The following is a 23161-nucleotide window of genomic DNA, read 5'->3' as shown; positions in this document are numbered from 1 at the left end:
GACCGGCAGGCCGGTTCAGATGCACGAAGGCAGTGCTCACGAGCGCGGCTTGGTCTTCTGCGGATCGTAGTGGGCGAAGGCAACGACACGCGCCGGCAGCCGCTTGGCATGGCCGTCGAGCTTGCCGATCTCGACTACCGTGCCGATGGCCGAATGGGTGACGTCGAGCCGCGCCAGCGCGATGTTCTTGTTCAGCACCGGTGAGCGCATGCCTGAGGTGACGACGCCGATCTGCGCACGGCCGACATGGACGCAATCGCCATGGCCGACCGCGACATTGCTGTCGATGTCGAGGCCGACAAGCTTGTTCTGCGGGTTTTCCTTGCGCCGGATCAGCGCCTCGCGGCCGATGAAATCGTCGGTCTTGGTCTTCAAGGCCACGGTGAAGCCGATGCCGGCCTCGAACGGATCGGTCTGGTCGGAGAATTCGTAACCGGCAAAGATCAAACCGGCCTCGATGCGCACCATGTCGAGCGCCTGCAGCCCCATCGGCTTCAGCCCGTGCGGCTGGCCAGCTTCCCAGATGGCGTCGAACACTTTTTCGGCGTCGCGCGGATGACACCAGATCTCATAGCCGAGTTCGCCGGTATAGCCGGTGCGCGAGACCACGACCGGAATGCCGTTACCGCCGCCGATGCGCGCCACCGCGAAGCGGAACCATTCGAGTTCGTCGATCGAGGGCTGCAGCGGCGAGGTCCAGATCACCTCCCGCAGAATGTCGCGGCTCTTCGGCCCTTGCACGGCGACATTGTGCATCTGGTCGGTCGACGAGCGCACCAGCACGTTGAGGCCGAGTTTTTTCGCCGTCTCGCGCAGCCACTCGCCGGATAGCTCGTCGCCGCCGACCCAGCGGAAATTGTCCTTGCCGAGCCGCAGCAGCGTGCCATCGTCAATCATGCCGCCATGCTCGTAGCACATGGCGGAATAGACGACCTGGCCGACGCCGAGTTTTTTCACGTCGCGGGTCAGCGTGTATTGCAGCAGCGCTTCGGAATCCGGGCCGGTGACCTCGAACTTGCGCAGCGGCGACAGGTCCATGATCACGGCGTCCTGCCGGCAGGCCCAGTATTCGGCGATCGGCCCGTCTTTGGCGAAGGAGTTGGCCAGCCAGTAGCATCTGTACTCGGCGAAGTTGCGGGTGTGCTTGGCAAAGCTCGAATGAAAAGCGGTCTCGCGGGTCATTTTCGGTTCCGAATCGGGCGTCATGCGTCTGGCGATCGCTCGCGAGAATTTGTGCTGGCCGGAATAGGTCCGCACATGGATGTCGGTTGGGTTCCAGCCATTGGCCGGAGTGGTGTCGTCAGGGCAGGCAGAGGATACGCAGACGATATCTGTCAGCGCTCTGAGCAGCACATAATCGCCGGCGCGCGACCATGGCTCGTCGGACATCATGACGCCATGCGCGTCGATCGCGGTGTTGAAGAAGAAGTTGATCGCCATCCAGCCGGCGCGAGCATTGACACCCTTGTCGACCAGAGCGCCGTTGAAATTCTCCGAGCAGTTGGTGTGGCCGGGATAGCCGATGTCGTCGTAATATTTGGCAGCACAAGCGAGCGCGAAGGCATCGTGCCGGCCGCATGTGTCCTGGATAACCTCGACCAGCGGCTCCATGTCCTGGTCGTAGTATTTCGAATGCAGCCCAGGCATCGGATAGCTGGCGCCCATCAGCGTGCGCGTTGTCGTCACGTCGAGCGGGTGGTCGAGGCCCTTGTCCAGCTTGCGCGCCGAAAAGCACTGGAAGTCCGTGCATTGGCGGCCATCGACATCGATGATCTGCAGATAGTCGCCAGCCTTGACGAAGTAGGATTCGGCCGTCGCCGAATGGACGCGCAGGTCGAGCACTGGGTCGGCGAGCGGATCGGCCAACTGCGATTTTGTTTTCAGGCGGATCGTTTTGCGCCGCACGATGACGGTAAGCGGCGTCGCCGTGTCATGGCCATCGACCAGCATCGGCCCGCCGGGCGCGGCGATCAGCATTGCTCCGTTGCGTGTGACGGTAAAACTCTGCTCGGTGCCAGCGGGTGTTGCGCCGCTGAACACGCGAACCGCCTTGGGTTGATCAAGCTGCACCTGCCGCCGCTCGAGCCCGCGGCGCACGGAAGCCAGGCTGTCATCGCCTTCCGCCAGCAGCCCCTTGATGGCGTCGGCATTGCTGTTCGACGATTCACCGAAAACGCCAGGGTCGGTCTTACCGGCCTTGTCCCAAGCCAGCAGCTCGCAAGCCTGGCCGCCCTCGACATTGCGTACGGTGACGGTATCGCCGGCTTCGACGTCGATGAGCACCGCGCCGTTACCCTGGATCGTGTAGCGCTCCATGCCCGGCGGCAGCGCGATCTGGCCGGGCCTCAATATGAGGCTCGGGCGCGGTGGTCCGGCTGTGACAGTGGGGTAGGGCGACTGGCTCATCTCAGCCTTGCGGTTCGAAGTTTGCCTGTGTGTAAAATTATTTTAGCAGCAAGAATAGCAGTGCGGTTGAGTTTGGCAAGCTTGAGCGCCCATCTTCCCTTTTCCCCTTGTGGGAGAAGGTGGATCGGCGCGCAGCGCCGAGACGGTTGAGGGGTGGGTGACGGAGTGCCGTCATTGCCACGCTGGAACACCCCTCATCCGACCTCGCTTCGCGAGGCCACCTTCTCCCACAAGGGGAGAAGGAAGGGCGCGCACAAACGCTACGCCATATCCTCGGAATGGCTGATGTCGACTCCATACTCAGCGGCCGAGTCCAACATCGTATGCCACAGGCTCTCGGCAAAAGTGGCAAACACCAGAACGTTGAACACCGCCAGTCCATCCCGATCATTACCCCGCCAGAGCGTAACGCTGGCGTGATCCATCGACGTTGCCGCCGCAGCACCAACCGGGAACGCATCGGGATGCAAATCGATCGATGACAGTTTCGCCAGCATCGTCAGCGCCCTGGCGCCGGAGATGCTGATCAGCACGCGTGTATGCGACTGGTCCGACAGCGACGCTGAAGATGCAAACGGCTGAGCGAGTGCTTCCGTCCCGTGCCCGCCGCCCTTCGACAGCACAAGAAACTGATCCGGTCCTGACCAGATCAGCGTGGCATCCGCGGTCCGCACCGCCTTCGGCGTTTCCGGAGCCGCAATGCCGAAGCGGGCTTTCGCGGCGGTGGCCATGTCCGCTGCCTTGCCGCGTCGCGCCATCACTTGGATCAGGTCGAAATCGCGGATCTCTGTCAGCGAGACACCAGCATCGCCATGCGCCCCATGTGCACCCGACACGAGCGCGCGATCGAGCGGGCTGCGAACGTCCCAGGAAAACTCAGCCACGCTGGCGCCCTCCATCCGGATCGTAGAAGACGGGATTGCAGAGCTCGACATCATAGTCCTCGCCGCGCAGCGGATCATGCGCATGGACAATCTCGCCGATGCGTTCGCGGCCGCGCTCGACGAGCGCGAGGCCAATCCACTGGTCTAGTGTCGGCGAGAAGCAGACCGAGGTGACATAGCCCTGGTCGTTGCCCGGGCTAGGCGTTTGGCCTTTCGGAATGATGTGCGCACCGGAGCGCAGGCGGCGTGCCTTGTCCGTCGGCTTGATGCCGACGACGACCTGACGGTCCGGCGCCACGAGCGCCTCGCGCCCTGCCATGACGCGGCCAATAAAATCCTTCCTGGTCGACATCATCTTGCCCAGTCCGAGATCGGCTGCCGTCGTCGTGCCGCTCAGTTCCGGTCCGGCGATATGGCCCTTCTCGACGCGCATCACGCCGAGTGCCTCAGTGCCGTAAGGCGTCACGCCGAGCGGTTTTCCCGCAACCATCAGATTCCGTGCCATCGCTTCGCCGTAGCGCGCGGGCACGGAAATCTCGAACGCCATCTCGCCGGAGAAGGAGATGCGGAACAGCCGCGCCTTGATGCCGCCGCGCAAAGCGACTTCGCGCGCGCCCATGAACGGGAAACCTTCGTTGGACAAATCCTCGGCGGGGTCGACGATCTCCTTCAGCAGATCGCGTGTCTTAGGTCCTGCGATCGAGAATTGCGCCCACTGGTCGGAGACAGAGGTCAGCTGCACGTCGAGTTCGGGAAACAGCACCTGCCGGCAGAATTCGAGATGCTGCATCACCAGCCCGGCCTTGGCGGTCGTCGTGGTCAGGAAATAATGGTCCTCGGCCAGCCGCGACGTCGTGCCGTCGTCATAGACGATGCCGTCCTCGCGCAGCATCAGCCCGTAGCGCGCCTTGCCGACGGCGAGGCTGGAGAAGGTGTTGATGTAGACGCGGTCGAGAAAGGCGCCGGCATCCGGGCCGTGCACGTCGATCTTGCCGAGCGTTGAGACATCGCAGAAGCCGACGCCGCTCCGCACCGCCTTGACCTCGCGGGTGACGGATTCGAGCCAGTCTTTCTCGCCGGCGCGTGGATACCATTGCGCGCGCTTCCACAGACCAGTGTCGACGAAGATCGCGCCCTGTTCGGCGGCCCAGTGATGCGACGGCGTCAGCCTTGTGGCGTGGAAAGTCTCGTCGCGATGATGGCCGGCGAAGGCGCCGATGGCGACGGGCACGTAGGGCGGCCGGTAGATCGTCGTGCCGGTCTCGGGAATGGAGCGGCCGCTGACCGCCGCCATGATCGCGAGGCCGGCGACATTGGAGGTCTTGCCCTGGTCGGTCGCCATGCCGAGTGTCGTATAGCGCTTCAGATGCTCGACCGACTCAAAGCCTTCGCGCTGCGCCAGTTCGATGTCGGAGGCGGTGACATCGTGCTGCTGGTCGACAAAGGCCTTGCCCTTGCCGGCAACATGCCAGAGCGGCGCAAGCGAGAGAGCCTCATCGTCGGCGACGGGCGTCGATCCGGCGTTGCCGGTGCGTCCTGTGTCACGCGCGGCCATCGTTCCCGCTTCAAAACCTTCGCGCAGGCAGGCGCCTAGCCCGAAGGCCCCATTGGCCGCACCTGCGGCCACCATGCCTGGAGGTGCGCCATCGGGCACGAAGGCGGCGATGTCGTCGCTCCATTTCGGTCGGCCGCGATGGTAGGAGGTCAGACCGACCGTCGGATTCCAGCCACCGGAAATAGCGAGCCCATCGGCCTCGACCTCGGCACGCGCGCCGCCGGTCAGCGACACCGAAATCTTGCGCACGCCGTCCTTGCCGCCATCCACGCCGCTGACCGAACCATGCAGCACGGTAAAGCCGTTCTTGGAGGCGAGCGAGCGATGGGCGGGCGAGACGTCAGGCCGTGCGTCGACCACCGCCGCGATCTGCAGTCCGGCGCCAAGTACCGTCTCGACCGTGCGCCAGCCATCCTCATTGTTGGTGAACAGCGCGATGCGTTTTGCCGGCGTTGCGGCATAGCGCGTGACATAGGTCCGCATGGCGGAAGCCATCATCACGCCGGGCGTGTCGTTGCCAGCAAAGACGATCGGCCGCTCGATCGCGCCGGCGGCGACGATGCTGCGCTTGGCCACGATGCGCCACAGCCGCTGCCGTACCTGATGTTCGGGCGGCACCGGCAGATGATCGTTGACCCGCTCGATCGCGCCATAGGTGCCGCCGTCATAGACGCCGAACAGGGTTGTGCGGGTCATGATGCGGACATCGGGCATTGCCGTGAGTTCAGCCAACGTTCGCGATAGCCATTCGGCGGCCGGCAGGCCATCGATCGTGCCGCCATCCGACAGCAGTCGGCCTCCTGGGGCAAAATCCTCTTCGCAGAGAATGACGCGAGCGCCGCTGCGGCCGGCAGCGATTGCTGCTGCCAGGCCTGCCGGACCGGAGCCGGCGATCAGCACGTCGCAATGCGCCCAGGCCTTGTCGTAGTGGTCGGGGTCGGAAACACCCGCGGCACGGCCGAGACCCGCGGCGCGGCGGATAGCGGGCTCGTAGATCGCTTCCCAGAATTTCGCCGGCCACATGAAGGTCTTGTAGTAGAAGCCGGCGACGAAGATCGGCGCGAACAGTTGGTTCACCGACATCACGTCGTGGTGCAGCGACGGCCAGCGGTTCTGGCTGGCGGCCTCGAGCCCTTCATAGAGTTCCGCGGTCGTCGCCTTGGTGTTGGGCTCGCGCCGGGCGCCGGTGCGCAGCTCAACCAGCGCGTTAGGCTCTTCCGAGCCGGCCGTGAGAATGCCGCGCGGTCGATGGTACTTGAACGAGCGCCCGACCAGCTTGACGCCGTTGGCGACGAGCGCCGATGCCAGCGTGTCGCCCTGGAAGCCGGAAAAGCTCTTGCCGTCGAAGCGGAAATTCAGCTGCGCCGAGCGGTCGATGAGGCCGCCGGATCTGAGCCGGTTTGTCTGATTGCCGGCCATCACGCGCCAACCTTCGCCGCACCGGCACCAGCCGCCGGTTCGACAGCCGAAATCTCGTGCGTCAGCGTATTTCGCGTAACCTTCAGCCAAGCCCGGCAGCCGCCGCCATGATACCAGTTCTCGCTCATCACGCCGGCGACATTGTCGCGCAGATAGACGTAGTCGAAGACCTCGTCTTCCGAAGCGCCGGCAACCGGCCGCACCGGCTTGGCGTCACCGAGATAGGTGAACTCGCCGAGTTCACGTTCGCCGCAGAAGGGACAGGTAATGCGCATCGGTTTCTGACTGTCCTCAGTGCAGGTTCGGTTGGGCGCCCTGGCCCTTTTCGTCGATCATGGCGCCGGACCGGAAGCGGTCGAGACGGAACCGCGCGGCTTCGGCATGCGATTCATCACGGGCCAGAAGATGGGCAAAGACGAAGCCTGATCCCGGCGTCGCCTTGAAGCCGCCATAGCACCAGCCGGCGTTGAGATAGAGCCCGTCGACCGGCGTCTTGTCGATGATCGGGGAACCGTCCATCGACATGTCCATGATGCCACCCCACTGGCGCAAAAGACGCACGCGGCCGATCATCGGCATCAGCGCCATGCCACCCTCGCAGACATCCTCCATCACAGGCATGTTGCCGCGTTGGGCATAGGAATTGTATCCGTCAATGTCGCCGCCGAAGACCAGCCCGCCCTTGTCCGACTGGCTGACATAGAAATGGCCGGCGCCGAAGGTGATGACGTTGGGTATCAGAGGCTTGATCGCCTCGGAGACGAAGGCTTGTAGCACGTGGCTTTCGATCGGCAGACGCAGGCCCGCCATCGAGGCAACCCGCGAGGAGCTGCCGGCGACGGCCATGCCGACTTTTCCCGCGCCGATCTTGCCGCGCGAGGTTCCGACGCCTGTCACCTTGCCGTTGGCATCCCTGACGAAGCCGGTGACTTCGCAATTCTGGATGATGTCGACGCCGAGTTCGCTTGCGGCATGGGCATAGCCCCAGACCACGGCGTCGTGCCGCGCCGTGCCGCCGCGCCGCTGCAACAGCCCGCCTTGCACGGGAAAGCGCGCATCGTCGAAGTTCAGGAACGGCATCATCTTCTTGACCGCCGCCAAGTCGAGCAGTTCGGAATCGATGCCGTTGATGCGCATGGTGTTGCCGCGCCGCGCATAGGCGTCGCGCTGCGCATCGGAATGGTAGAGGTTGATGACGCCGCGCTGGCTGACCATCGAATTGTAGTTGAGATCCTGCTCCATCCGCTCCCAAAGCTTCATCGACAATTCGTAGAAGCCGGTATTGCCGGGCAGGCCGTAATTGGAGCGGATGATGGTGGTGTTGCGGCCGGCATTGCCGGAGCCGATCCAGCCTTTTTCGAGCACGGCGACATTTCTGATGCCGTATTCGCTGGCGAGGAACCAGGCGGTTGCCAGGCCATGGCCGCCACCGCCGATGATCACCACGTCGTAGCGATCCTTCGGCGTGGCGTCACGCCAGGTGCGCTGCCAATTCTTGTGGCCGGAAAGGGCGGCACGTGCGAGCGAGAAGATCGAATATTTCATACGTTCATTCCGAGGTCGCTCGCATGGTTGGACAGTTAGATGTCCAACGTGTGGTCGCGCTCCCATTGCGTGAAGTGCGAAGCATAGGAATTCCATTCCTGATGCTTCAGCTTTAGATAGGCCGACGAGAATTCCTCACCCAGCGCCGCCTTGAGCGATTTGTCCTTGTCGAACTCGCGCAACGCGTCGAGCAGGTTGAGCGGCAGTTTCGGCGCGCCCTTCACTGTGTGGCCGTGCTGGTACATGTCGATGTCGTAGCGCTTGCCGGGATCAGCCTTGGAGCGGATGCCATCGAGGCCGGCGGCAATGATCACCGCTTGCAAGAGATAGGGGTTGGCGGCGCCATCGGGCAGGCGCAGCTCGAAGCGACCGGGGCCGGGCACGCGCACCATATGGGTGCGGTTGTTGCCGGTCCAGGTCACCGTGTTCGGCGCCCAGGTCGCGCCCGAGATGGTGCGCGGTGCGTTGATGCGCTTGTAGGAATTGACGGTCGGGTTGGTGATCGCGGCGAGAGCCGAGGCATGCTTCATGATGCCGCCTAGGAAATTCCTGCCCTTGGCCGACAGGCCAAGCTCCATCGCATTGTCGGCGAAGACATTCGTTTTCCCAGCCTTGTCCCACACCGAGATATGGGCGTGGCAGCCATTGCCGGTCAGGCCCTGGAAAGGCTTGGGCATGAAGGTCGCGCGCAGGCCGTGCTTTTCGGCGATCGACTTGACCATGAATTTGAAAAAGGAGTGCTTGTCGGCGGTCGCCAGCGCATCATCGAAGGCCCAGTTCATCTCGAACTGGCCGTTGGCGTCCTCATGGTCGTTCTGGTAGGCGCCCCAGCCGAGCGCCAGCATGTGGTCGCAGATCTCGGCGATGACATCGTAGCGGCGCATCACCGCTTGCTGATCGTAGCAGGGTTTTGAAGCGGTATCGTATTCGTCGGAGATCGTCTTGCCGTCCGGCGAGATCAGGAAGAACTCGGCCTCGACGCCGGTCTTCACATGCATGCCGTCGCTGGCGGCCTCGGCGATCAGCCGCTTCAGCGTGTTGCGCGGTGCCTGGTCGACCTCCTTGTCGTCCATGATGCAGTTGGCGGCGACCCAGGCGACCTCAGGCTTCCACGGCAGCTGGATGACCGAATCCGGATCCGGCACCGCCAGCATGTCGGGATGCGCCGGCGTCAGATCAAGCCATGTAGCGAACCCGGCAAAGCCGGCGCCATCCTTCTGCATGTCGGCAATGGCCTGCGCCGGAACAAGTTTAGCGCGTTGCCCACTGAACAGGTCAGTGTAGGAAATCATGAAATACTTGACGCCGTTCTTTTTGGCGAAAGCGGCGAGATCGTTCCCCATTATAGTTCCTCGCTTGGTATTTTGGATGCTGTTTTAGAAGCCGTTCTTCCCCGGTATCCAGTTGGTGCCGGCCAGCGGAACGCCGGCCATGGCGGCTGCCTCGATCGTCAACGCGACAAGGTCCTCGGGTTCAAGATTGTGCAGGCTGTTCTTGCCGCAGGCACGCGCGATCGTCTGCGCCTCAAGCGTCATCACCTTGAGGTAGTTCGCCAGCCGGCGTCCGGCGGCCACCGGGTCGACACGCTTCATCAACTCCGGGTCCTGCGTGGTGATGCCGGCGGGGTCGCGGCCCTCATGCCAGTCGTCGTAGGCGCCGGCTGTCGTGCCGAGCTCATTGTACTCCGCCTCCCAGCGGGGATCATTGTCGCCGAGAGCGACCAGCGCCGCCGTACCGATCGAGACCGCGTCGACGCCGAGCGCCAGCGCTTTGGCCACATCGGCGCCATTGCGGATGCCGCCCGAAATGATCAGCTGCACCTTGCGATGCATGCCGAGATCCTGCAGCGCCTGCACTGCCGGCCTGATACAGGCGAGCGTGGGCTGGCCGACATTCTCGATGAACACTTCCTGCGTCGCCGCCGTGCCGCCTTGCATGCCGTCGACGACGACGACATCGGCGCCGGCCTTCACGGCAAGGGCTGTGTCATAGTAGGGGCGGGCGCCGCCGACCTTGACGTAGATCGGTTTCTCCCAGTCGGTAATCTCGCGCAGTTCGAGGATCTTGATTTCGAGATCGTCAGGCCCGGTCCAGTCGGGATGGCGTGAGGCGGAGCGCTGGTCGATGCCTTTCGGCAGCGTGCGCATTTCGGCGACGCGATCGGAAATCTTCTGGCCAAGCAGCATGCCGCCACCGCCGGGCTTGGCGCCCTGGCCGACGACCACCTCGATCGCATCGGCGCGGCGCAAGTCGCGCAAATTCATTCCGTAGCGCGAGGGCAGGTATTGATAGACCAGCTGCTTGGAGTGGCCGCGCTCTTCCTCGGTCATGCCGCCATCGCCCGTCGTGGTCGAGGTGCCCGACAGCGTCGCGCCGCGCCCAAGTGCTTCCTTGGCCGGGCCGGACAGCGAGCCGAAACTCATGCCGGCAATGGTGATCGGGATCTTCAGTTCGATCGGCTTCTTGGCGTGGCGCGAACCGAGCACCACTGATGTGTCGCAGCGCTCCCGATAGCCCTCGAGCGGATAGCGCGAGATCGAGGCGCCGAGGAACAGAAGGTCGTCGAAATGCGGCAGCTTGCGCTTGGCGCCGGCGCCCCGGATATCATAGATGCCGGTCGCCGCGGCGCGGCGGATTTCAGAAAGCGTGTAGTCGTCAAAGGTCGCGGATTTGCGCGGCGTCGTCGGCGGGTTGCGATAGGTCATGCTGCCTCAATACGCGTCGGCGTTGTCGATATTGAAATTGTAGAGCGTGCGTGCCGAGCCGTAGCGCTTGAACTCCGACGGCTTGACGCCTGTCACGCCGGCACGGTCGAGCAGGCCTTGCAGCAACTCCAGATGCTCGGGCCGCATTTCCTTGGCGATACAGTCGGCCCCTAAGCTGTCGACCTTGCCGCGCACGAAGAGCCGCGCTTCGTAGATGGAATCGCCCAGCGCATCGCCGGCATCGCCCAGCACCACGAGGTTGCCGGACTGCGCCATGAAGGCGGACATGTGGCCGATATTGCCGTGCACGACGATGTCGATGCCCTTCATCGAAATGCCGCAGCGCGACGAGGCATTGCCCTCGATGACCAGCAGTCCGCCCTTGCCGGTGGCGCCGGCATATTGGCTGGCGTCACCTTTCACGGTTATCGAGCCCGACATCATGTTCTCGCCGACGCCGGGGCCGGCCGAGCCATGAACGGTAATGGCGCTGCCGGAATTCATGCCGCCACAGTAATAGCCGACGCTGCCGCGTACATCGATGGAGACAGGCTGGTCGACACCGACGGCCACGGAATGGCTGCCCTTCGGATGGAGGACCTCCCATGCCGTTTCATTCGAGCCAGGAGCCAGATTGTGAAGCGCTTGGTTGAGCTCGCGCAGCGACGACACATCGAGGTCGAACACCCGGGAGGCGTGGTCGCTCGCCGCCGCCTTTGAAAGTTTGGTTGCCGGCATGAACTCAATGCTCCCAGAAATAGACAGTTGCGGGCTCCGGTTCCCAGACCCTCGCATTGTCTATGCCGGGCAATTTGGTCAGCGCGCGATACTCCGAACCGAAGGCGACATACTGCTCGGTCTCGGCCATCACGGCCGGCTTGCAGGCGATCGGGTCGCGTACCACGCCAAAGCCGTTCTTGGTGCCGACGACGAAGGTGAAGAAACCGTCGAGGTCGGAGAGCGTGCCTTCCAGCGCTTCGCCGAGGTTCTTGCCATGCGCCATCTGTGAGGAGAGATAGGCGGCCGCCACCTCGGTGTCGTTCTCGGTCTCGAATTTCATGCCCTCGCGGATCAGTTCGCGGCGAACATTGTTGTGGTTGGACAGCGAGCCATTGTGTACCAGGCACTGGTCGGCGCCGGTGGAGAAGGGATGCGCGCCCATCGTCGTCACCGCCGATTCCGTCGCCATGCGGGTATGGCCGATGCCATGCGTGCCGGTCATCTTGCGAACGTCGAAGCGATCGACGACCGCCTCCGGCAGGCCGACCTCCTTGTAGATCTCGACGACGTCGCCGGCACCCATGATGCGTATATCGGGGCGCAGCGCCTGAATGGTCTCGCGGGCCTCATCGATCTTGTCGGGGCTGGTCCTGACGACAGCATGGGTCGATTTCACCGCGATGCTCACCGGCACGCCGATCGCCTTGGCAAGCTCGGTATCGAGGCCAGGGAAATCGCGCCCCGGCTTCGCCGACTGGATGGTGATCTTGGCCTCATTCTTGGAGGGCGCGCCATAGATGGCGATGCCGGCGCTGTCCGGGCCGCGATCGCTGAGCGAGACCAGCATCTCCGACAGCATCGCACCGAGCTGCGGCTCCAGCGACTTGTCCTTCAAAAACAGTCCGACAATTCCACACATGTCAGCCTCCCAACGTTTGTAGCCAAGAGATGATGTACCGAATGCGTTGCTCGAATTCAATCACATGAAAAAAATTTTCCTGTAGTTACGTATGCGGCGTGATGCCGCCATGCGAATTATTGCTGCCCTGCGCGGCATTGTGAACCCATCGGGCGTGGCGGACACGAGCGAACTTGTAGGCGTCCAGAATGGATAGCGCATAGATCAGGAAGCCGCCGGCATGGCGGCCGATGAAGCTGGCGTCGGGCGGCGCGATCCTGGCGGTGACCCAGGCCAGGATCACCATGAAGAACAGAAACTGCAGCCCGCGCACCGGCACGCCCAGAATGACATGGCCGCTTGCTGGCAAAACGATTGCCGCACCGAGCACGAGATAAGGGCTCACCGGCGCCGGAGAGGTGTCTGAGCTGGTCATGCGGCTTGCCGTTCGCTTTGGTTGATGGCGTCGCGCAGCGCCGAAAGGGATATGAGCAGCCGCCGTATCAGCGCCGGATCGATCCGCGCGTCACCGAACGCGGCTTGCCGGAAAACACCGTAGCGCGCGCGCTCGGCCTCGGCCAGCAGCCAGACAATGCGCACGCCGTTCGGCGTGATCAGCAATTCCTTGGCGCGTCCTTCGGAAAAGAGTTCGAGATGGTCGGCAATGAGGCCCTGCGGAAAGCGCGCCCCCCTGAGGTCTGTCCGCAGCACCGCCTCGGCTGGGAATCCCGGTGCCTTTGGGAGCGTGTGCTGGAGATGGTCGAAATTGGAGAAGGTCGTCGGTGAGCCCGGCCGCATCATCATATCGAAGGTGGCTGGCACCGCGACCTTTTCGGTGATCGAGACACTGAGCCAGCGTGCAGGCAGTTTTCTTGTTGCCAGCGTATCGACGATGGTCCGCAGTTGGACACGCTGCCCATTCCACGAGCCTTCCCAGGTGATGACGCCGGCAGTGCCGTCCGAAACATCAGCGGCTCCGGCAATGACGGTACGAATGCCAACCTCGTCGGCGGCGAGCGCCGCTGAAGCCCTGTTGCGGCTGCGGCGGGCAAGCCACGTAAAATGAAAAGCGAGAGCCGCGACAATTGCTCCGGCAACCAGTGCTGATGTCACTTCGGACATTTTGTCATGCCTGGCCCATCCGGCATCCGGACGGGCCGTCTCCCATCAATAGCCCTGCGGTTTCGGCCACGGCATGGTGAACTGGTCGCCGCGCCGCACGAATTTGTAGCGATAGAAATGGAACCACACGGAGATCAGAAAATAGAAGGCGACCATGGCGCTCAGCTGCGAACCGAAGCCGAGGAAGATGGCGAAGAAGGTGACCACGCACAGGCAGAACAGCACGATCGCCGGTAGCGGATGGAACGGATGCGTGTAGCCACGACGGATCGTGCCGAGCGGCCACTTCTTGCGGAACATCATGATGTTGATGCTCATGAAGGTGTATTGCAGCACGCCCGACAGGATCGAGAAGGTGATCGCTTGGTTGAGGTCGGCGATGAAGGCGAAGGCCAGCGCGATCGGCAGCAGGAACAGGATCGAGCGGTAGGGTGTGCGGTACTTCGGATGCACCGCCGAGAACCAGCTCGGCAGATAGCGGTCACGGCCAAGCGAGAACCAGGCGCGTGCCGCGTCATTGATGCAGCCATTGGCCGAGGCGATGGCGGCGAGCAGCGTCGCGATGAACAGCAGGTTTTCGAGCAGCGGGCTGCCGGTGAGCTTACCTGCGTCCCAAAGCGGGTAGGGCGTGATGCCGAGATATTCCCATGGCATCAGCGAGGCGCAGACATACCAGGTCATGGCGGCGGCGATGAGCAGCGTGATCATGCCGGCCATCGTGCCGTAGGGCAGCGAGCGCGCGGGTGAGCGCACTTCCTCGGCAGCCTGCGTGGTGCCTTCAATCCCGAGATAATACCAGATGCCGAACTGGAAAGCGGCGATGACGCCGATCCAGCCATAGGGCAGGGCATTGCCCGGCGTGACCAGTTCATTGAGCTTCAGCACCGCCCCTTGCGTCCACGGGCTGACCGAGAAGAACAGGATGACGATGGAGACATAGGCAATCGCGGTGATGACGAAATTGACGTTGAGCGTCATCAGCACGCCGCGATAGTTGAGCCATGCCAGAACCACGATGGTCGCGGCGATGAAGGAATTGTGGGTGAGCCCCTCGACCCCTGCCTTGGCAACGATCGTGTCGCCGAGCAGGATGGCGTCGGACACTTCCAGCATCGTGTAGGCAAAGACCAGGAACAGCGCGACGTTGAACGCCATCAGTGGGCCGACAATGTGCTTGGCCTGGGCGTATTGACCGCCCGCGGCGGCAACGGTCGACGTGACCTCGGAATCGATCATGGCGACGGATGTGTAGAGCAGGCCCACGACCCAGCACACGATCAGGGCTGCCAGCGTACCACCTTTGTCGGCGGAAAAATTCCAGCCGGTGAATTCGCCGACCAGAACGATGCCGACGCCGAGCGCCCAAACATGGGCCGGGCCGAGCACCCTGAGTAGCGAAACCCTGTCGCCGTGTATTGCCGGTTCAAGCGCGGTCGTCATTTTTCAATCCCCACTCAGATCCGGTGTTCTTCGGAAGCGGCTTCAAGTTCGCCTTCGCGCGACGAGGTCAGGACCTCCTCGGAATAAGTCGTATCGACCTTGAACCAGTCGTAAAGCATCCACAGCGCGAGGATGATCGAGATGCCCCAGCAAGCGTAAGAGAGTGCCACCCACATGATCTTGTCCCCATCCTGCTCGTAGTCGAAACTATTACTTGTCGTCGAACTTTTCGTTGATGACGTCGCGATACTCGCGGTCGGATGCGCGAAACAGGAACACGAAATAGGCGATCAAGACGACGGCCATGATGATCAGCGTCGGCCAATCGATGACATAGTGGAAACGGTTCTGGATGACGTCATGCGCGGTCTCCGGCGTGTAGCCGAGTTTTTCCCAGATACCGGCCATGGTCGGATTCTGGCCAAGCGCTTCCCAGGTCTTGGCGTCGAGCGCGTCGATGGATTTCGCGGCACCGGCGAGGCCGAGCTTCAACGGCAGCCACAGCGCCACGAAAATGGCGACGACGACGACGGCGATATCAAAGACTTGCCCGGCCTTGCTCTGATCCGGCGGTATGTAGCGGGACATGGTTTCTCCCCTCAGGACTTGCGGTTGCGGGACGCGTCGGCGTTCTTGATGTCGAGGCCGTAGATGAAGTCCTTGTCTTCCTTGTAGTGGTTGACCATCGCCAGGATGGCGGCCGTGTTGAAGATCAGCACGGCCGCGGCGGCAACCGCGACCACGAGCTTGATGCCGCTGTCGGGAATGTATGGCCAGGTCATCACGAGGACGAAAAGGATAGTTGCCCAAAGGCAGACGATCAGGATCACGGATCCGCGCACGTCGGAGCGGTACAGCGCTTCGATGCGCTGCTGCAGGTCTGACATCGGTTTTTCCCCTTTTTTCCGACGCCCGGTTCCGAACTCACCGTGCGCCGTCCTCTTTCAACAGAGTGAAATTTTTTTCATAAACTCAAGCCGTTTTCCGCAATTGTCAAGGCGAATTTACGCAGAGTTAACCGTTTGCAAGGCGCGGCTGATTTTGCCTGACAATGAAATTATTTGCTTTCAGGGGATTGCGGCTCTCCCGCGTTTGCGGTCAATATTCAACCCAAAGCTCCGGCCTCCGTGCCACAAGGAGCAGGGAACAGCAGATTTTTAACGGAGGACGAGCGGATGACGGCATCCTGGAGATTTTCGACCCTAGCGGATCGCCACCGCGCGCTGGGTTCGAAGCTCGAAGACTGGAGCGGCATGGGGACCGCCTGGACTTACGACAAGGACGCTGACGAGGAATACATCGCCATCCGCACCAAGGCGGGGCTGATGGACGTTTCGGGCCTGAAGAAGGTCCACATCACAGGGCCGCACGCCTCGCATCTCATAGACCTCGCCACCACGCGCGACGTGGAAAAGATCTACCCCGGCAAATCAGCCTATGCATGCATGCTGAACGAAGCCGGCAAATTCACCGACGACTGCATCCTCTACCGCACCGGGCCGAACGCCTGGATGGTCGTGCATGGTTCGGGCACCGGCCATGAGGAATTGCAGCGCGCTTCCGTCGGCCGCGATGTCTCGCTGCGCTTCGACGACAATCTGCACGATCTGTCGTTGCAGGGGCCGACCGCGGTCGACTATCTCGCCAAGCATGTGCCGGGTATTCGCGACCTCAACTATTTCCATCACATGCAGACGCAGTTGTTCGGCTTCCCGGTGATGATCTCGCGCACCGGCTATACCGGCGAGCGCGGCTACGAGATCTTCTGCCGCGGCCAGGATGCCGGCACGATCTGGGACAGGATTCTTGAAGAGGGCAAGAGCGCCGGCATCATTCCATGCCGCTTCACCACGCTCGACATGTTGCGCGTCGAGAGCTACCTGCTGTTCTACCCCTACGACAATTCGCAAAAGTATCCGTTCGAGAATGAAGGCCCCGGCGACACGCTGTGGGAACTCGGCCTCGACTTCACCGTCAGCCCCGGCAAGACCGGCTTTCGCGGCGCCGAGGAGCACTATCGGCTGAAGGGCAAGGAGCGCTTCAAGATTTTTGGCGTGTTGCTCGACGGCAAGGAGCCGGCCGACGAAGGCGCGCCGGTCTATCGCGACGGCAAAAAGGTCGGCGTGGTGACCTGCGCCATGTATTCGCCGCTGGTCAAGAAATCGATGGGCATCGCCCGCCTCGACGTCGACTGCGCGGTCAAGGACACCAAGCTCGAAATCCGCAACAAGAGCGGATCGATCAAGGCGACGGCGCAGCCGCTTCCCTTCGACGATCCGAAGAAAACCAAACGCACCGCCAAGGGTTGAGGCATTATCGACAGCGAGGGATTTAGGGCAAACAGAGAGAATGGCAGCCAAGACCATCATCAGCCGGCCCATTTACGGAACCCTGTCTCCGCAGCCCGGCAAGCATCATCTTTTCCTGGCGGATGCGGAAGGCGCGCTGGCGATCGTTGATATGGCAAGGACGGCCCCGCCCGGCTTCTTCGACGGGGCCGAGATCGTCTTCATTCCCGGCCCTGACGGCAAGCATGTCGGCGCCCTCGAAGCGCTCAAACCAGCGCAGTTTCACCAGGCGCCATCCTTTGCCAGTTTGCTGCCCCGGCTGAAGCAGACGCTGACCAACGCCCATATGGGCCTGCGCCTCTACCTCGCCGGCACCGAAGGCTTGATCGGCCAGGCCATGCAGGTGGCCCTTGAAGCCGGCATCGACCACACCTCCATGCAGACAGAGCATCGCGGTTCGTTGGCGCGGCGCATGCAGTGCGTGCACTGCAAGGGCATCACCGAGAACGTGACGACGCAGCCGGCGACCTGCGCGCATTGCGGCCTCCTGCTCCTGGTGCGCGATCACTATTCCAGGCGCCTGGCCGCTTTCCAGGGCGTGTGCATCAATGCCGAGGATCGCTCGGAGATTCCTCCAATCGAGGAGGCCTTCCCATGAGCACCGGCACCACCAAGCTCGATGTCGTCGTCAGCGATGTCGTTCCGGTCAACGATCTGGTCACCCGCTTCCATTTCCGCCGCCGTGACGGCGAGCTTCTGCCGACCTTCTCCGGCGGCGCCCATGTCGTGGTCGAGATGCGCGATGGCGAGCGCACAAGGCTCAATCCCTATTCGCTGATGGGGTCGCCGCTCGACACGCGCGAATACACCATCTCGGTGCGCCGCGACGATGTCGGCCGCGGCGGCTCGCTGTTCATGCATCGCTCCGTCAAGCCCGGGCTGGAGATGGTGATCAGCTATCCCGTCAACCTGTTCTCGCTCGACCTGCGCGCCAAAAAACACCTGATGCTGGCCGGTGGCATCGGCATCACGCCATTCATGGCGCAGACCGCGCAACTGGCGGGGGAGGGTGGCAATTTCGAACTGCACTACACCTGCCGCACCGCTTCGCTGGGCACCTATGCCGATGTGCTGCGAGAGCGCTACGACAGGCGCATCAGGCTCTACCACGACGACCGCGAGGAGCGCATCGAACTCGACCGTCTGCTGTCGACACAGCCGCTCGGCACGCATCTCTATGTCTGCGGTCCGGCCGGCATGATCAACTGGGTGCGTGACCGCGCAGCGAGCCTGGGTTGGCCGTCGGAGGCCGTGCATTTCGAGCATTTCGCCGCGCCCCAGCCCGGCCTGCCCTTCGATGTCACACTTGCCGTCAGCGGCAAGACCATCCGTGTCGGCGAGCAGCAGAGCTTGCTCGAAGCGATCGAGGCGGCCGGCGTCGATCCGCCCTATCTCTGCCGCGGCGGTGTCTGCGGCCAATGCGAGACCAACGTCATCTCTCATGACGGCAAGTTCATCCACAACGACCATTGGCTGAGCGAGGAAGAGCATCGCTCCGGCTGCAAGATCATGCCGTGCGTGTCGCGCTTCGAAGGCCGGTCGCTGGTGCTGGAGCGGTAGGAGGAAATCATGGGCATCACCTTTCGCAAGGAAACGTTCCGCGACGATTTCACCTTCAAGAACAGCCCGGAACACATCAGGCGGTTTCCGTTCCCGTTCCACGAAGACGCCTACATGTATGCGGTCAACATCGAGCCGCATGTCGTCGGCACCAAGGGCTCGGTGCTGGAAAACCTGATCGACGTCGACGAGCACTATGTTGCCGAGATGCAGGACCGTGCGCTGGTGCTGGCCGAGGATCCGCTGCGCTGCCAGTCGCTGCCGCATATGACGCTGGCCGGCTGGGACCTGCTGGAGCTTTTGATGGAACAGCAGGCGCTCGGCTATCCCGAGCATTTCACGCTGACACGCAACGGCGACCGCTGGCGCTGGATCAACCGGCCGCTCGGCATCGACGACACCTTTACCTTCGGCGACACCTCGACCCTGCCTTACGGGCCGATGGAATACATCACCCGCCAGAGCCAGGGCGATTTCTGCATCCTCGACCAGCGCGACGGCAATCTGTGGATGGATGCCGGCATGGTCACCACGCAAGCCGATTGGTCGCTCGATTTCGACATCGGCATGAATTTCTTCGAATGGCACGCGCCGGTGCCGCTGGCGCATGAGAAGGGGATTTTTACCAGGGCGCTGAAATTCCTCACCAACATCCAGCAGGGCAAGCCGGCGCGGCGCCTGAACTGGACGATGACCATCAATCCGCGTCTCGATACCAGCCCGGAAAACTACCACAAATGGGGACCGGATCGGACGACCGTGACGCCGGAGAATGTCGGCGACAAGGTGCATCTGCGCGTCGAGTTGCAAAGCTTCTGGCGGCTGCCGCGCTCCAACGGCATCGTCTTCCCGATCCGCTGCTATCTGATCAAGATGGACGAACTGGTGACGCAGCCGAAATGGGCACGCCGGCTTCACCGCGTCATCCGCGACCTGCCGGACGAACTCGCCACCTACAAGGGCCTGACGCGCTTTCGTCCGACATTGGTGGAATGGCTGTCGAAGCTCGATGATGGCAGTGCGACGTCACCGGGGTTTGGGCCGGACTAAAGCTGCCAGCGACGCTGCCAATCTCCCCCCTCGTGGGGGAGATGCCCGGCAGGGCAGAGGGGGGCGCCGTAGAGCGCCAGCCCTTGCCCACCTCCGGTGAAAGACCTCCAACCTTTGAGGTCGTGACTAGATTACGATCGATTGATAAGTCGGCGGAACAGCGCCCCCCTCTGTCCTGCCGGACATCTCCCCCACGAGGAGGGAGATCGCCAATCTTACCCCGCACTATTCTGCGGATAGCAAATAATCGACAGATACCGCATCGGCAGTTTCGTCAGCTGCTCCGGGCCATGCGGCGCATCGGCATCGAAGAACAGGCTGTCGCCGGGCTTCATCGGATAGAGGTTGCTGCCGTGCCGGTAAACGACCTCGCCCTCCAGCATGTAGAGGAACTCCATGCCCTCATGCTGGAAGGTCGGGAACACATCCGAATCCTCGGTCAGCGTGATCAGATAGGGTTCGACGACGACGCCGCTGGTGTTGGAGCCGATATGGCCGAGCAGATTGTACTGGTGGCCGGCGCGCGTGCCGCGGCGCTCGACGTCCAGTCCCTGGCCGGCCTTGACGAAAACGGCACTGCGCTCCTCCTCGAAGCGGCGGAAGAAGGCGGTGACGGGAACGCCGAGCGCCCGTGACAGTGCCTGCAAGGTGGTCAGCGACGGCGAGGTGATGCCGTTCTCGATCTTCGACAGCATGCCCAGCGAAATGTCGGTGGCAACGGCGAGATCAGCTACGGTGATGCCGAGCTTCTTGCGGAACGCCCGCACCTCGCGGCCGATCGCCACTTCCAGCACTTTTTCGCGGGTGTCGCGGATGGCGTGCGGGTTCTGCGTCAGCGGTGCCCGGATGGTCTTGCCGTCGGCCGAAACCTTTGGCTTGGCGCCGGCAAGCCCAGCCTTGGGATTAGAACTGTCTTGCGCCATCTCGCCCCCGGACTTCGCGGATTTATTTCACTCAAGGTGAACATGTCACGTGGCGATACAGCAGCGCGGCGGTGTCGGCAAGCCGTCTTAAGTCCCACCTGCTGATCCCATGAATTCTGTCAGCGAAGGTTTTTCACTGGGAATCCGTTGCGCGTAAATGCAGTTCCCACAGATGTCTGTTGACAGCACCGAAGGGCCAATTAGTGTCACTGTCAGTGAAATTTGTTTCGCTGGGGAAATCAAAAAAGGAGGCCCTGGAAATGAAAACGCGCGTTGCCGTCATCGGCGCCGGACCGTCCGGCCTGGCACAGCTTAGGGCCTTCAAGTCGGCTGCCGACAAGGGCGCCGACATTCCCGAAATCGTCTGTTTCGAAAAGCAGTCCGACTGGGGTGGCCTGTGGAACTACACCTGGCGCACCGGCCTCGACGAGCATGGCGATCCGGTGCACGGCTCGATGTATCGCTACCTCTGGTCGAACGGACCGAAGGAATGCCTGGAATTCGCCGACTACACCTTCGAGGAGCATTTCGGCCGGCCGATTGGCTCTTATCCACCGCGCGCCGTGCTGTGGGACTACATCAAGGGCCGCGTTGAAAAATCAGGCCTGCGCAAATGGGTGCGCTTCAACAGTCCGGTGCGCATGGTCACCTTCTCGGACGAGACCAAGAAATTCACCGTCACCGCCCATGACCGCTCAAACGATGTCACCTATTCGGAAGAGTTCGACAATGTCGTCGTCGCTTCCGGCCACTTCTCGGTGCCCAACGTTCCCTATTTCGAAGGGTTTTCGACCTTCAACGGCCGCATCCTGCACAGCCATGATTTCCGTGACGCGATGGAGTTCAAAGGCAAGGATATCCTGATCATCGGCCGCTCCTATTCGGCCGAGGACATCGGCTCGCAATGCTACAAATACGGCGCCAAATCGATCACCTCCAGCTACCGTTCGAAGCCGATGGGTTTCAAATGGCCTGACAATTGGAAAGAGGTGCCGCTGCTGCAGAAGGTCGTCGGCAAGACGGCCCACTTCAAGGACGGCACCACCAAGGACGTCGACGCCATCATCCTGTGCACCGGCTATCTGCATTCCTTCCCGTTCCTGACCGACGATCTGAAACTCAAGACCGCCAACCGCATGTGGCCGGACAGCCTCTACGAAGGCGTCGTTTGGGAGAAGAACCCGAAGCTGTCCTATATCGGCATGCAGGACCAGTTCTACACCTTCAACATGTTCGACGCGCAGGCCTGGTTCGCGCGCGACGTCATCTTGGGCCGCATCAAGCTGCCGTCGGCCGAAGCGATGGCCGCGCATGGCGCCAAGTGGCGCGCACGCGAAGAGACGCTGGAAGACGCCGAGCAGATGATCTGGTTCCAGGGCGACTACACCAAGGAGCTGATGGACCAAACCGACTATCCCGGCTTCGACGTCGAGGCGGTCAACCAGACCTTCATGGAATGGGAGCACCACAAGGGCGAAGACATTATGAGTTTTCGCGATCACGCCTACCGCTCGCTGATGACCGGCACCATGGCGCCACTGCACCACACGCCTTGGCTGCAGGCGCTGGACGATTCCATGGAGAGCTATCTCGAAGTGAAGGGTGTGGCGGCGGAGTAGGCCATGATCCCGAAAAGTGGGAACCGGTTTTCGGAAAAGATCATGGCCCAGCTAAGGGCCATAATCCCGAACCGAAGGTCAGCGAAGCAAAAAGTGGGAACCGGTTTTCTCGGACAAACGGTTTCGTTTGTCCCGAGATCATGGCCCAACTAAAGATTGCCGCGCTTCAATCCAAGGGATAGTCGGGAGCCGCATCCGTCTCGGTCACCTCTGAGGAGAGAACATCGCAGTCGTTGGCCCAGTCCGGGCCATCACCGCGCATCGCCATCATGTCGGCAATCAGCAGGAACTGCATGGTTCTGAGCGCCCAGTCGGCCGGCTCTTGCGGCCAGGCGAAGACGCCAGCGGCATCTGCGCCGAACTTCACATCGTGGCAGACGAAGCCGACCTCGACCCTCCAGGACCGTAGCGCCACACCTGGCGGCGGGTAGGGCGGGTCGGGAAGTTCGAAGTGATTGGCGACCATGAGCTTCGTCGGCTCCGCCGGCTCGATATTCTCTGCTTTGAAGGCGGCAATGGCGTCGTCGCGAAAATGGTCGAGCAGGCCATCGCGCGATAATTTGTAGGTCGAGCGAAAAAAGCCGCCAGCCCAGACCGACTCATCCTTGTCGTTGGAGATGAGCAGCGAGGCGCGGAAGCGGCGCAACCTTGGTGCCAGAACCTGCCAGTTGCATTCGGCTGAAGTCGCCGGCGTCGCGATAAAGTCGTCGAGAAGATCGCTGCCGCGCACATTGGCGTTCAGCACCGAACAGTCTTCGCCATGGATGTGCCAAAGCTGGCGCAGCTCGGCGGCAGCGATGCCGGGCTTACGCAGTTGCTCCACCGAGGCGCGAACCCGCGCAATAGCATAGGATGTTGCCGCATCCAGCGTCTCAAATCCGCGAACCATATGCTCGCCGTCCGGTTCGCCGGTCTTGGCCATGTCGAAGACGAGAACGGTAAAAGGCGGTTCGCCCGGCTCGGCCAT

22 protein-coding genes are annotated in these 23161 nt (G+C 62.3%); 5 read left to right on the top strand and 17 right to left on the bottom strand.

Translation table 11 applies throughout. The features are described 5' to 3' along the window. Positions 1-36: 36 nt before the first annotated feature. The 15 genes from EB235_RS28335 to EB235_RS28265 form a co-directional block, all read right to left on the bottom strand. Complete coding sequence (locus EB235_RS28335; RefSeq protein ID WP_027034096.1) at positions 37-2406, bottom strand: DUF1989 domain-containing protein; 2370 nt, start codon at positions 2404-2406, stop codon at positions 37-39. A 260-nt stretch (positions 2407-2666) separates the two neighbouring features. After that, positions 2667-3290, bottom strand: a complete 624-nt coding sequence (locus tag EB235_RS28330; protein ID WP_027034097.1) for a sarcosine oxidase subunit gamma — start codon at positions 3288-3290, stop codon at positions 2667-2669. After that, a complete protein-coding gene (locus EB235_RS28325; RefSeq protein WP_027034098.1) occupies positions 3283-6264 on the bottom strand; it encodes a sarcosine oxidase subunit alpha in 2982 nt (993 codons plus the stop codon). Before EB235_RS28325 ends, EB235_RS28330 begins: the two co-directional genes overlap by 8 nt. Next, on the bottom strand, positions 6264-6539 hold the full coding sequence (locus EB235_RS28320) for a sarcosine oxidase subunit delta (RefSeq protein ID WP_027034099.1): 276 nt from the start codon (positions 6537-6539) through the stop codon (positions 6264-6266). The genes EB235_RS28325 and EB235_RS28320 overlap by 1 nt, the downstream gene beginning before the upstream one ends. A gap of 16 nt (positions 6540-6555) precedes the next feature. After that, entirely contained in the window at positions 6556-7809 is a 1254-nt protein-coding gene (locus EB235_RS28315; protein WP_027034100.1) for a sarcosine oxidase subunit beta family protein, read from the bottom strand. A gap of 35 nt (positions 7810-7844) precedes the next feature. Then, a complete protein-coding gene (glnT, locus tag EB235_RS28310) occupies positions 7845-9152 on the bottom strand; it encodes a type III glutamate--ammonia ligase (RefSeq protein WP_027034101.1) in 1308 nt (435 codons plus the stop codon). Between the two features lie 33 nt (positions 9153-9185). After that, a complete protein-coding gene (locus EB235_RS28305; RefSeq protein ID WP_027034102.1) occupies positions 9186-10514 on the bottom strand; it encodes an FMN-binding glutamate synthase family protein in 1329 nt (442 codons plus the stop codon). 6 nt (positions 10515-10520) lie between these two features. Further along, complete coding sequence (locus tag EB235_RS28300; protein WP_027034103.1) at positions 10521-11252, bottom strand: GXGXG domain-containing protein; 732 nt, start codon at positions 11250-11252, stop codon at positions 10521-10523. Between the two features lie 4 nt (positions 11253-11256). Next, entirely contained in the window at positions 11257-12153 is an 897-nt protein-coding gene (locus EB235_RS28295; protein ID WP_027034104.1) for a class II glutamine amidotransferase, read from the bottom strand. Positions 12154-12238: 85 nt separating this feature from the next. Continuing rightward, entirely contained in the window at positions 12239-12568 is a 330-nt protein-coding gene (locus EB235_RS28290) for a hypothetical protein (protein WP_027034105.1), read from the bottom strand. Continuing rightward, a complete protein-coding gene (locus EB235_RS28285) occupies positions 12565-13254 on the bottom strand; it encodes a hypothetical protein (RefSeq protein WP_027034106.1) in 690 nt (229 codons plus the stop codon). The genes EB235_RS28290 and EB235_RS28285 overlap by 4 nt, the downstream gene beginning before the upstream one ends. A gap of 45 nt (positions 13255-13299) precedes the next feature. Beyond that, a complete protein-coding gene (locus EB235_RS28280; protein ID WP_027034107.1) occupies positions 13300-14694 on the bottom strand; it encodes an APC family permease in 1395 nt (464 codons plus the stop codon). Between the two features lie 14 nt (positions 14695-14708). After that, a complete protein-coding gene (locus EB235_RS28275) occupies positions 14709-14870 on the bottom strand; it encodes a hypothetical protein (RefSeq protein WP_027034108.1) in 162 nt (53 codons plus the stop codon). 34 nt (positions 14871-14904) lie between these two features. Continuing rightward, complete coding sequence (locus EB235_RS28270; RefSeq protein WP_027034109.1) at positions 14905-15282, bottom strand: hypothetical protein; 378 nt, start codon at positions 15280-15282, stop codon at positions 14905-14907. A gap of 11 nt (positions 15283-15293) precedes the next feature. After that, on the bottom strand, positions 15294-15581 hold the full coding sequence (locus EB235_RS28265) for a hypothetical protein (RefSeq protein WP_027034110.1): 288 nt from the start codon (positions 15579-15581) through the stop codon (positions 15294-15296). A gap of 288 nt (positions 15582-15869) precedes the next feature. Between EB235_RS28265 and EB235_RS28260 the strand changes: the two genes are divergently transcribed. Genes EB235_RS28260 through EB235_RS28245 form a run of 4 tightly spaced genes read left to right on the top strand, consistent with a single transcriptional unit; the run spans position 15870 to position 19652 of the window. Continuing rightward, positions 15870-17003 carry an aminomethyltransferase family protein gene (locus tag EB235_RS28260; RefSeq protein WP_027034111.1) on the top strand — a complete coding sequence of 378 codons (1134 nt, stop codon included), beginning with the start codon at positions 15870-15872 and terminating at the stop codon, positions 17001-17003. A gap of 40 nt (positions 17004-17043) precedes the next feature. Next, positions 17044-17640, top strand: coding sequence for a dimethylamine monooxygenase subunit DmmA family protein (locus tag EB235_RS28255; protein WP_027034112.1), 597 nt, complete (start codon positions 17044-17046; stop codon positions 17638-17640). After that, on the top strand, positions 17637-18602 hold the full coding sequence (locus EB235_RS28250) for a PDR/VanB family oxidoreductase (protein ID WP_027034113.1): 966 nt from the start codon (positions 17637-17639) through the stop codon (positions 18600-18602). The genes EB235_RS28255 and EB235_RS28250 overlap by 4 nt, the downstream gene beginning before the upstream one ends. Before the next feature lie 9 nt (positions 18603-18611). Next, a complete protein-coding gene (locus EB235_RS28245; protein ID WP_027034114.1) occupies positions 18612-19652 on the top strand; it encodes a heme-dependent oxidative N-demethylase family protein in 1041 nt (346 codons plus the stop codon). A gap of 215 nt (positions 19653-19867) precedes the next feature. On the opposite strand, the gene EB235_RS28240 is transcribed toward EB235_RS28245, so the two are convergent. Further along, a complete protein-coding gene (locus EB235_RS28240) occupies positions 19868-20575 on the bottom strand; it encodes a helix-turn-helix domain-containing protein (protein WP_027034115.1) in 708 nt (235 codons plus the stop codon). 260 nt (positions 20576-20835) lie between these two features. Between EB235_RS28240 and EB235_RS28235 the strand changes: the two genes are divergently transcribed. After that, positions 20836-22194, top strand: coding sequence for an NAD(P)-binding domain-containing protein (locus tag EB235_RS28235; RefSeq protein ID WP_027034116.1), 1359 nt, complete (start codon positions 20836-20838; stop codon positions 22192-22194). Positions 22195-22360: 166 nt separating this feature from the next. Here EB235_RS28235 and EB235_RS28230 read toward each other — a convergent pair whose 3' ends face one another. Next, on the bottom strand, positions 22361-23161 hold the full coding sequence (locus tag EB235_RS28230; protein ID WP_051429814.1) for a hypothetical protein: 801 nt from the start codon (positions 23159-23161) through the stop codon (positions 22361-22363).

The organism is Mesorhizobium loti R88b, assembly GCF_013170845.1.
Classification (GTDB): Bacteria; Pseudomonadota; Alphaproteobacteria; order Rhizobiales; family Rhizobiaceae; genus Mesorhizobium; species Mesorhizobium loti_B.
Note: the sequence above shows the minus strand (reverse complement) of the source record. Positions and strands in the feature narration are given on the sequence as shown.

Excerpts from the sequence above, each read along its gene's own strand:
- EB235_RS28240 (WP_027034115.1), bottom strand. The coding sequence starts at position 20,575 with ATGGCGCAAGACAGTTCTAATCCCAAGGCTGGGCTTGCCGGCGCCAAG.
- EB235_RS28270 (WP_027034109.1), bottom strand. The coding sequence starts at position 15,282 with ATGTCCCGCTACATACCGCCGGATCAGAGCAAGGCCGGGCAAGTCTTT.
- EB235_RS28255 (WP_027034112.1), top strand. The coding sequence starts at position 17,044 with ATGGCAGCCAAGACCATCATCAGCCGGCCCATTTACGGAACCCTGTCT.
- EB235_RS28305 (WP_027034102.1), bottom strand. The coding sequence starts at position 10,514 with ATGACCTATCGCAACCCGCCGACGACGCCGCGCAAATCCGCGACCTTT.
- EB235_RS28265 (WP_027034110.1), bottom strand. The coding sequence starts at position 15,581 with ATGTCAGACCTGCAGCAGCGCATCGAAGCGCTGTACCGCTCCGACGTG.
- EB235_RS28320 (WP_027034099.1), bottom strand. The coding sequence starts at position 6,539 with ATGCGCATTACCTGTCCCTTCTGCGGCGAACGTGAACTCGGCGAGTTC.
- EB235_RS28295 (WP_027034104.1), bottom strand. The coding sequence starts at position 12,153 with ATGTGTGGAATTGTCGGACTGTTTTTGAAGGACAAGTCGCTGGAGCCG.
- EB235_RS28280 (WP_027034107.1), bottom strand. The coding sequence starts at position 14,694 with ATGACGACCGCGCTTGAACCGGCAATACACGGCGACAGGGTTTCGCTA.
- EB235_RS28260 (WP_027034111.1), top strand. The coding sequence starts at position 15,870 with ATGACGGCATCCTGGAGATTTTCGACCCTAGCGGATCGCCACCGCGCG.
- EB235_RS28325 (WP_027034098.1), bottom strand. The coding sequence starts at position 6,264 with ATGGCCGGCAATCAGACAAACCGGCTCAGATCCGGCGGCCTCATCGAC.
- EB235_RS28275 (WP_027034108.1), bottom strand. The coding sequence starts at position 14,870 with ATGTGGGTGGCACTCTCTTACGCTTGCTGGGGCATCTCGATCATCCTC.
- EB235_RS28315 (WP_027034100.1), bottom strand. The coding sequence starts at position 7,809 with ATGAAATATTCGATCTTCTCGCTCGCACGTGCCGCCCTTTCCGGCCAC.
- EB235_RS28285 (WP_027034106.1), bottom strand. The coding sequence starts at position 13,254 with ATGTCCGAAGTGACATCAGCACTGGTTGCCGGAGCAATTGTCGCGGCT.
- EB235_RS28290 (WP_027034105.1), bottom strand. The coding sequence starts at position 12,568 with ATGACCAGCTCAGACACCTCTCCGGCGCCGGTGAGCCCTTATCTCGTG.
- EB235_RS28230 (WP_051429814.1), bottom strand. The coding sequence starts at position 23,161 with ATGGCCGAGCCGGGCGAACCGCCTTTTACCGTTCTCGTCTTCGACATG.
- EB235_RS28235 (WP_027034116.1), top strand. The coding sequence starts at position 20,836 with ATGAAAACGCGCGTTGCCGTCATCGGCGCCGGACCGTCCGGCCTGGCA.
- EB235_RS28335 (WP_027034096.1), bottom strand. The coding sequence starts at position 2,406 with ATGAGCCAGTCGCCCTACCCCACTGTCACAGCCGGACCACCGCGCCCG.
- EB235_RS28300 (WP_027034103.1), bottom strand. The coding sequence starts at position 11,252 with ATGCCGGCAACCAAACTTTCAAAGGCGGCGGCGAGCGACCACGCCTCC.
- EB235_RS28245 (WP_027034114.1), top strand. The coding sequence starts at position 18,612 with ATGGGCATCACCTTTCGCAAGGAAACGTTCCGCGACGATTTCACCTTC.
- EB235_RS28250 (WP_027034113.1), top strand. The coding sequence starts at position 17,637 with ATGAGCACCGGCACCACCAAGCTCGATGTCGTCGTCAGCGATGTCGTT.
- glnT (WP_027034101.1), bottom strand. The coding sequence starts at position 9,152 with ATGGGGAACGATCTCGCCGCTTTCGCCAAAAAGAACGGCGTCAAGTAT.